Origin of the sequence: Microbacterium sp. H6 (assembly GCF_003314775.1) — a bacterium.
GTDB lineage: Bacteria > Actinomycetota > Actinomycetes > Actinomycetales > Microbacteriaceae > Microbacterium > Microbacterium oxydans.
Window position 1 is genome coordinate 307 of the sequence record NZ_QOAY01000184.1, and the last position, 3,145, is coordinate 3,451.

Annotated in this window: 5 protein-coding genes; 2 read left to right on the plus strand and 3 right to left on the minus strand. The window is 69.5% G+C overall.

Annotated features, from left to right (window positions below):
- The coding region (locus DSP71_RS11980) for an exodeoxyribonuclease III (protein ID WP_258546404.1) at positions 1-760 on the minus strand (760 nt) is incomplete at its 3' end.
- 197 nt (positions 761-957) lie between these two features.
- Here DSP71_RS11980 and pyrE point away from each other — a divergent pair.
- Positions 958-1,518 (plus strand): orotate phosphoribosyltransferase, encoded by a 561-nt coding sequence (pyrE, locus tag DSP71_RS11985; RefSeq protein ID WP_113681203.1) that lies wholly within the window; start codon positions 958-960, stop codon positions 1,516-1,518.
- Positions 1,515-2,417: an ROK family protein gene (locus DSP71_RS11990; protein WP_046746377.1), complete on the plus strand. Its 903-nt coding sequence runs from the start codon at positions 1,515-1,517 to the stop codon at positions 2,415-2,417. Before pyrE ends, DSP71_RS11990 begins: the two co-directional genes overlap by 4 nt.
- A gap of 57 nt (positions 2,418-2,474) precedes the next feature.
- Here the strand turns inward: DSP71_RS11990 and DSP71_RS11995 are convergent, their stop codons facing one another.
- A complete protein-coding gene (locus DSP71_RS11995; protein ID WP_113681204.1) occupies positions 2,475-2,711 on the minus strand; it encodes a hypothetical protein in 237 nt (78 codons plus the stop codon).
- A gap of 4 nt (positions 2,712-2,715) precedes the next feature.
- Complete coding sequence (locus DSP71_RS12000) at positions 2,716-2,943, minus strand: hypothetical protein (protein ID WP_113681205.1); 228 nt, start codon at positions 2,941-2,943, stop codon at positions 2,716-2,718.
- Positions 2,944-3,145: the final 202 nt, after the last annotated feature.

Here is a 3,145-nt window from a genome sequence, read left to right on the forward strand (position 1 = left end):
GCTCGCCCTTGCGCTCGTCGCGGTGGATGGACGCGCCCTGCACGGCCTCGGCCAGCGTGCGCGAACCGAGCACGAAGTCGATGCGCACACCCTCGTTGCGCGGGAACTTCAGGCGCTGGTAGTCCCAGTAGGTGAAGCCCTCCGGGATCAGCGGGCGTACCACGTCGGTGACCCCGGCATCCTGGAACGCGAAGAACGCGTCGCGCTCCTGCGGGGACACGTGGGTCGAACGGCCGACCACGATGTCGGGGTCGCCGTTGTCGACGTCGAACGGGATGATGTTGAAGTCGCCCACCAGCGCGAGGGGCAGATCGGGGTTCGCCGACAGCTCGGCTGCCGTCGATCTCTTCAGCTGCTCGAGCCAGTGCAGCTTGTAGAGGTAGTGCGGGTCTTCCAGCGAGCGGCCGTTCGGCACGTACAGGCTCCACACCCGCACGCCGTCGACCATCACTCCGAGCGCACGTGCTTCGAGCGGCGCATCCGGCCCCTCATGCCCCTTCGCGAAGCCCGGCATTCCGTCGAACGAGGTGCGCACGTCGGTGACCGGGAGGCGGCTCGCGATCGCCACGCCGTTCCACTGGTTCAGCCCGTGCACCTCGACGTGGTACCCGGCCTCCTCGAACGGTCCGTAGGGGAACTGCTCCGGCTTGCACTTGATCTCCTGCATCGCCAGCACGTCGATGTCCTCGCGGACGGCGAACTCGACGGTGCGGGTGACGCGGGTGCGGATGGAGTTGACGTTCCAGGTGGCCAAGCGCATGCGTCAAGCCTAGTTGCGGGATCCGACACCCGAGCCCGCACTGGGTCCGTCGCCCGCGACCTGTGTGGCGGCCACCTGCATGGCCACCACCTGCATGGCCACCGAACGGATGCATGAGCCGCATGGCCGGACGTTCATGCATGCGGTCAAACCTCATGCATCCGCGCAGTGCGCCCCAGGCTCCTACACTGGATGCCGTGACCGCACTCGACGCAGACCGCCAGACGCTCCTCGACCTCATCAAGGACGAGGCGGTGTTCCACGGCGACTTCACCCTTTCCAGCGGCAAGAAGGCGACGTACTACGTCGACATGCGAAAGCTCACGCTGGACCACCGCGCCGCTCCCGCGATCGGTCGCATCATGCTCGACCTGATCGGCGACCTCGACGTCGTGGCCGTCGGTGGCCTCACGCTCGGTGCCGATCCGATCGCGAACTCGGTGCTGCACGCTTCGGTCGCAACCGACACCCCGCTCGACGCGTTCGTCGTGCGCAAGGAGCACAAGGACCATGGGCGCGGCCGCCAGATCGAAGGCGCCGACGTCAAGGGCAAGCGTGTCGTCGTGCTCGAAGACACCTCGACCACGGGGCAGTCGGCGCTCAAGGCCGTCGAGGCCCTCCGCAAGGAAGGCGCAGAGATCGTTGCCGTTGCCGTGATCGTCGACCGCAAGACCGGGGCGCAGGCCGCGATCGAAGCCGAGGGCCTCGAGTGGCGCGCCGCCTTCGACCTCGACGACCTCGGACTCGACCCGCAGTGACGCGCTACGCCCTGGCCGTCGACGTCGGCGGAACGAAGATGGAAGCCGCGCTCGTCGGCGAAGACGGCCGGCTCGTCGAGGGAAGCCGGAGTCGACAGGCGACGGGTCGCGAAGCCACTCTCGATTCACTCGATGCGTCGGTGGTCGCGATCGTCGAGCACGCGCTGGCGGCTCTACCCGCGGACGCCGAACTCGTCGGGGCCGGCGTCGGCAGCGCCGGACCGATCGACCGCACGGTCGGGGCGATCATGCCCGTGAACATGCCCCTGGCACGCGGGTTCCGTCTCGAGGACTCGGTGCGCGCGGCGGCGTCCACGGTGCTGGGGCGCGACGTGCGCACTCTGCTCGGTCACGACGGCGGTGCGCTCGCCCTCGCCGAATCCTGGCTCGGGGCCACGCAGGGCGCCGGTGCCTCGCTGTCGATCGTCGTCTCGACCGGTGTCGGCGGCGGGTTCGTCGCGAACGGCGCCTATATCCCCGGGGCCACCGGCAACGCCGGCCACCTGGGTCAGGTGCGTCGCGAGGGTGGTCTGACCCTGGAGGAGATCGCCTCCGGGCCGGCGAGCGCCGCCTGGGCGCAGACGCAGGGCTGGAGCGGTGCCACCGGGGAGGATCTGGCCCGTGACGCAGCCGCCGGAGACACTGTCGCTCGTGCGGCGATCGAGCGCTCCGCCCGCGAAGTAGGCGGTGCGTTGGCGGATGCCGCGACCCTCGTCGACCTCGACGTCGTCGCGATCGGCGGCGGATTCTCGCGGGTGTCCGAGGACTACATCGACCTCGTGCAGACAGCGCTCACTGCCAGCGCGGCGCACGAATACTCGCGGCGCGCCCGAGTCGTGCGCTCTGGGCTGGGCGACGAGGGGCCGCTCATCGGCGCCGCCGCGCTCGTGCTGCGGTAGCCGCCGCCCTCGTGCTGCTGTAGCTCCCTCCGACTGCGCAGCTCAGCTCAGCTCAGCTCAGCGGTGGGCGCTGAGCAGGTGCCGGGGTGGCCCTTCGAGGCGGGCCACGGAGATCTTGAGATCGGTGACGTCGGCGGCAACGGCGTCGATGCGGGTGCTGAGCTTCTCCTCGACGGCGTCGATACGGTCGTCGATGCGGCGGACCATCCAGGCGCCCGCGGCGAACAGGCTCGTACCGAGGGTGAGCACGACGCCGATCGCGCTGAGGACGATGGTGACGGTCTCCGTGCTCACTGTCTCATCCTCGTCCCGCGGTGAGCAGGTGCCGGGGTGGCCCTTCGAGGCGGGCCACGGAGATCTTGAGATCGGTGACGTCGGCGGCGACGGCGTCGATGCGGGTGCTGAGCTTCTCGTCGACGGCGTCGATGCGGCGGACCATCCAGGCGGCGCCGACGAACATGCTCGTGCCGAGCGTCACCACGACGCCGACGGCGCTCATGATGGTCGCGAGGGTCTCCGTGGACACGCGTGCTCTCCTTGCTCGGCCGGGTACATCGACGACGTTACGCCGCTCATCCCGGTGTGCGCGCCGGTATTCCAGCATCTGTGAAGATGTCGCGGAGGTTGCGCGATGTGGAGAAGAGGTCAGTGCGCCGCAGGCGTCTTCCGCGGTGCCCGGCCGGCGACGAGCATCAGCACCGGCACCAGCGCGCACAGCACCGCCGACA